This is a genomic window from Bifidobacterium margollesii (assembly GCF_002860355.1).
In the GTDB taxonomy this organism is placed as follows: Bacteria; Actinomycetota; Actinomycetes; order Actinomycetales; family Bifidobacteriaceae; genus Galliscardovia; species Galliscardovia margollesii.
The window spans coordinates 1-3,733 of sequence record NZ_NMWU01000059.1; the positions used below are offsets into that span (position 1 = coordinate 1).

5 protein-coding genes are annotated in these 3,733 nt (G+C 70.7%); 1 reads left to right on the plus strand and 4 read right to left on the minus strand.

The annotated features are described in order from the left end of the window. The coding region (locus Uis1B_RS11505; protein WP_101618382.1) for a helix-turn-helix domain-containing protein at window positions 1–1,203 on the minus strand (1,203 nt) is incomplete at its 3' end. A 190-nt stretch (window positions 1,204–1,393) separates the two neighbouring features. Further along, window positions 1,394–1,687 (minus strand): hypothetical protein, encoded by a 294-nt coding sequence (locus Uis1B_RS11515; RefSeq protein ID WP_101618378.1) that lies wholly within the window; start codon window positions 1,685–1,687, stop codon window positions 1,394–1,396. Between the two features lie 119 nt (window positions 1,688–1,806). On the opposite strand from Uis1B_RS11515, the gene Uis1B_RS11520 reads away from it, so the two are divergent. Further along, the gene (locus Uis1B_RS11520) at window positions 1,807–2,637 is read left to right on the plus strand and encodes a GNAT family N-acetyltransferase (RefSeq protein WP_101618379.1); all 831 of its coding nucleotides are present in this window, start codon (window positions 1,807–1,809) and stop codon (window positions 2,635–2,637) included. A 95-nt stretch (window positions 2,638–2,732) separates the two neighbouring features. Here Uis1B_RS11520 and Uis1B_RS11525 read toward each other — a convergent pair whose 3' ends face one another. Both Uis1B_RS11525 and Uis1B_RS11530 read right to left on the minus strand, forming a co-directional pair. After that, window positions 2,733–3,350 (minus strand): hypothetical protein, encoded by a 618-nt coding sequence (locus Uis1B_RS11525; RefSeq protein WP_133124943.1) that lies wholly within the window; start codon window positions 3,348–3,350, stop codon window positions 2,733–2,735. Between the two features lie 23 nt (window positions 3,351–3,373). Next, window positions 3,374–3,688 (minus strand): hypothetical protein, encoded by a 315-nt coding sequence (locus Uis1B_RS11530; RefSeq protein ID WP_133124944.1) that lies wholly within the window; start codon window positions 3,686–3,688, stop codon window positions 3,374–3,376. Window positions 3,689–3,733 lie beyond the last annotated feature (45 nt).

Sequence of the window (3,733 nt, forward strand, 5' to 3'; positions counted from 1 at the left end):
CCGGTCGAGCAGCCGGTCCACGAGCCGGTCGGTGTCGTCCGGGATGTTGTACGACGGGCCGGACACGCCGCCGGCCGCACGCGCGGACAGGTCGATCCGGGTCTCGTCGGCCAGCTGGTCCCACGAGCGGCGCAGGCACGTCCACGAGCGGATCCGCTTCGACCAGTACGGCGAGACCAGGGCGCGTTCCAGCATGCGGCGCGTCGCGGCCGGACCGCGGCGGGCGACGAGTTCGAGCCACGCGTCCCGGTCGCCGCGGGGTTCGGCCGAGCCCAGGCCCCTCGCCGCTCGCAGTTCGGCCAGCAGCCCGTACGGGCACACGCCGTTCGGATCGACGTCCGGCATCGGGCCGGCCGCGGGGACCGCGGATTGCGTCGGGGCCGGTTTCCGGGCCGTGGGAGCCGGACCCGGCTGCGCGGTCGGCGTCGGGGTCGGGCAGGCCGGCGTCGGGGTCGGATCGTCGCCGCCCGTCGGCCGAACGTCGGTTTCGGTTTCGGTGGTTTCGGTTCGGGGCTCGCCCTTGGGGGAGATGTCCCCGTAGGGGACAGAGGGGGATATTTGTTTGGTATTTGTTCTTCTACTTGGAGGTGTCACCGGTGACACCCCTGATGGTTCACCGGCGGCACCCCTGTCGTCCGGATCGTCGTCGAACAGGGGTGTCATTCTGACACCGCTCGGGTTCGGCTTGTTTCCAACGGTTTCGAGGGGTGTCATTCTGACACCGCCGGTTTCGCGGGGCGCTTTCTCCCGCTCGCCGGCGTTCCCGGCGCCCGCGGTGCGGTCGGGCCGGGCGGACGCCGTCGCGCCGCCTGGACGGGTTCCGGCGCTCGTGGCTCCCCGTCGCTGTTCGCGTTCGAGCCGGGCCTGCCGGCCGGGCTTCTCGCTGACGTGTTCCAGCGTGACGTGCATGCAGCATTCCCACACGACCGGCCGGTAGGCGGCGGGCACCCACTGGCCGTTCTCGTCCCACTGGGCGAGCCGCTGGTTGCCGCGGCGGATCGCTCCGCACTCCTCCAGGCCCTTGAGCGCGCGTTTGACGCTCGACTCGCTGGTATGCGCCTCCTCGGCGAGCTTGGCCACGTTCGGCCACGCGCTGCGCCCGTCGGGCTGGCAGCGGTCCGCCAGCGCGATCAGCACGAGCCGCGCGGTCGAGGTGGGTGCGGGCGCCTCCCTGAGCGCCCACGACGTGCATTGCCAGCTCATGATCCCCGTCCCTCCCCGTTCCTCGATCCGTCGACCGCCAGGCGGAGCAGCCGTACCCTCGGCACGGGCACGCCCAGCATCATCGACAGGTAGAAGTCCATGCTCCCGTCGCGCGGCGCGCGGGCCAGCAGCCGGACCCGCGCGCCCGGACGGCATCGCCGCTTCGCGGCGTGCGGCGTGTGGTTCGCGTTCATCGTCGGCCTCCCATCACGGGATGCGCGACCATCGTCTCCAGACGGGACAGCGCGCGTCGCGCCCGGTCCCAGGCCAGGATCGCGCCGCCGTGCATCAGCCTCGCGGCGTCCGATTCCCGGCCATGGGAGGCGTCGAGCTCCTCAAGCACGGCGCGCACGACCGTCTCCGTCACGGCCCTGGAGTCCCTGACCCCGGCCCGGTAGGCGCGGCGGGCCAGCTCGCCGCGCGACGCTCCCGTGCCGGTCTCCTCGATCAGATCGAGATGACCGCGCACCTGTTCCTCATCCATGCACATTCCTTCCTTCACCTTTCTCCCGTCCGTGTCTTTCCCGTGCCTCCGTTCGGCCCTCTTTCCGGGTTCCCGGTATGATCGGACCCGTCGGGTCCGGTCGGCGAGGGGAGGCCTCCATGGGAGACGACGGAGTGACAGGCGGCGAGGATCTCGTCGGCGGTACGGCTGGTGCGCGTGATCTGGCGCATGACCCATGCCCTGTCCGGATCGGCCCCGTCATCGATCAGATGGAGGCAGACCAGGCCGTCGACCTGCTCGCCGAACAGCTGCGGCCATACCCGATCGACGCGATCCCACAGCCCCGCCGGCACGACGACCGCCCGTTCGGGCCGACGCTTGTAGGGGCGTGGGCCGATGACGGCCTCGTAGGAGCGGCCCTGATCGGCCCAGGCGTAAAGGCAGCCGAGGGGCTGGTGGACGTGCTCGGCGGCACGCCCGCCTCGTACCACGCCGCACAGGTGATCCTGCGGTATACAGCCATGGTCGAGGGGATCGTGGTCCGTCCCGACCGTCGGCGCGAAGGCATCGGACTGGAGATCAAGCGTTGGCTCGACGTCTTCGCGGCACAGCACGGCGCTGGACTCGTATTGGGAATTCCCGTCAACGAGGGGTCTCGTCGCCTCAACGAGAAAGCCGGCCACAAGGTCCCTGGCCCCGACGTCGCGCTCGTCCTGCAGGTCCACGACCGTCACGGCGTCCCCGTCGCCCCTCCCGCGGGACAGAACCGGAGCCAGTCCGAGGGATACAGCACATGGGAGTTCCGACCGCTCGCCCGCATGCGGGACGCGTTCATACAGGTCGGACAGACGCAGGGGTATTCCATTCGCGTCGGCCAGTATCCGGCGCGGCCCGAAGACCGTGCCGACACGCAGGCCGCCACCGTCGGCTGGTACCGGCTCACCGCCGGCGGGTATGCCATGGAGACGGAACGGCTGCCCTGGGCGTGACGCCGGACCAAGCCCGGCCTTCACGCCTACGGCGCCCTGCCCGTCATTCGGATCGAGATGACCACGCACCTGTTCCTCATCCATGCGCATTGCCCTCACTCTTCCTTCCCGGAAGGAACCCGTCCGCCGTCCCGACGCCGGGCGTTCCCGCCGTTTTGGTTCTGGTTCGGGTCGAGCATGGGCATCAGCAGCATCCGCACCACGGCCCTGACGCACACGGCCAGCAGGACGATGGTCGCGACCGCGCCGGCCGCGCCGGCCGGGCCGAGCCCGTGGATGGTCAGGATCCTGCCCGCCATGTACGCGATCATGCACGACGCCCAGAGGAGCACGCCGCCCAGCCGGCGTTCCCTCCACCGGCGTTCCCGTTCCCCGGCCTTCGACCACTGGTCCGCCTCGACGCCCTTGACGGACCGTCCGACGAAGTAGCGGTGCACGGTCCCCACGAGCGTCGCCAGGGCGAGCGAGGTGGCCATCGCGACCGAGACCATCAGATCGAGACCCAGCGCCGAGGGATCGTGGTCGGCGGCCGACCATCCCAGCAGCGCGCAGCAGACGACGGACGCCGAGCAGACGGCGGTCGTGCGGAGCACGGCATGGCGACGGTCGTCCGGCATGCGCGAGGGCTTCGGATCGTCCCTCATCGCGGGTCTTCCCTCCGTCCGGCCGCGCCCGGCACGCCGCCTGGCGTCATCATGGTGTTTCCTCATCATCGGTTCCTCTCCTTTGCCATCGGTTATCTCAGGTCTCGTTTCATGGGGTCGTGGATCCATTCGTCGTATTCGGCGCATCCCATGGCGATCAGGCCCGCGCCGAGCAGGAGGATCACACCGGTGAGCACGTCGGCCGCCGCGCCCGTGGTGAGCGTGTCCGCGGCCGGGCCGACCGTCGTGATGACCGAGTCCAGTCCGTCGCGGGCGATCGTGATGCCGGCGAGCATGCCCGTCGCGTACGCGATCCGGCACAGGCACAGGGCCAGGAGCCGGCCGGGCGTGTCCCGCGGGCCGATCGGCCCGCCGCCGCGCCCCGTCATGGCCTGTGACCTACTCATCGGACCGTTCCCTTGCGTTCCGGGCGCGGCGCATGTCGTCGCGTT

What these genes read in the sequence shown, in the direction of transcription:
- Uis1B_RS11525 (WP_133124943.1), bottom strand. Translation starts at nt 3,350, where the DNA reads ATGATGAGGAAACACCATGATGACGCCAGGCGGCGTGCCGGGCGCGGC.
- Uis1B_RS11520 (WP_101618379.1), top strand. Translation starts at nt 1,807, where the DNA reads ATGGGAGACGACGGAGTGACAGGCGGCGAGGATCTCGTCGGCGGTACG.
- Uis1B_RS11515 (WP_101618378.1), bottom strand. Translation starts at nt 1,687, where the DNA reads ATGGATGAGGAACAGGTGCGCGGTCATCTCGATCTGATCGAGGAGACC.
- Uis1B_RS11530 (WP_133124944.1), bottom strand. Translation starts at nt 3,688, where the DNA reads ATGAGTAGGTCACAGGCCATGACGGGGCGCGGCGGCGGGCCGATCGGC.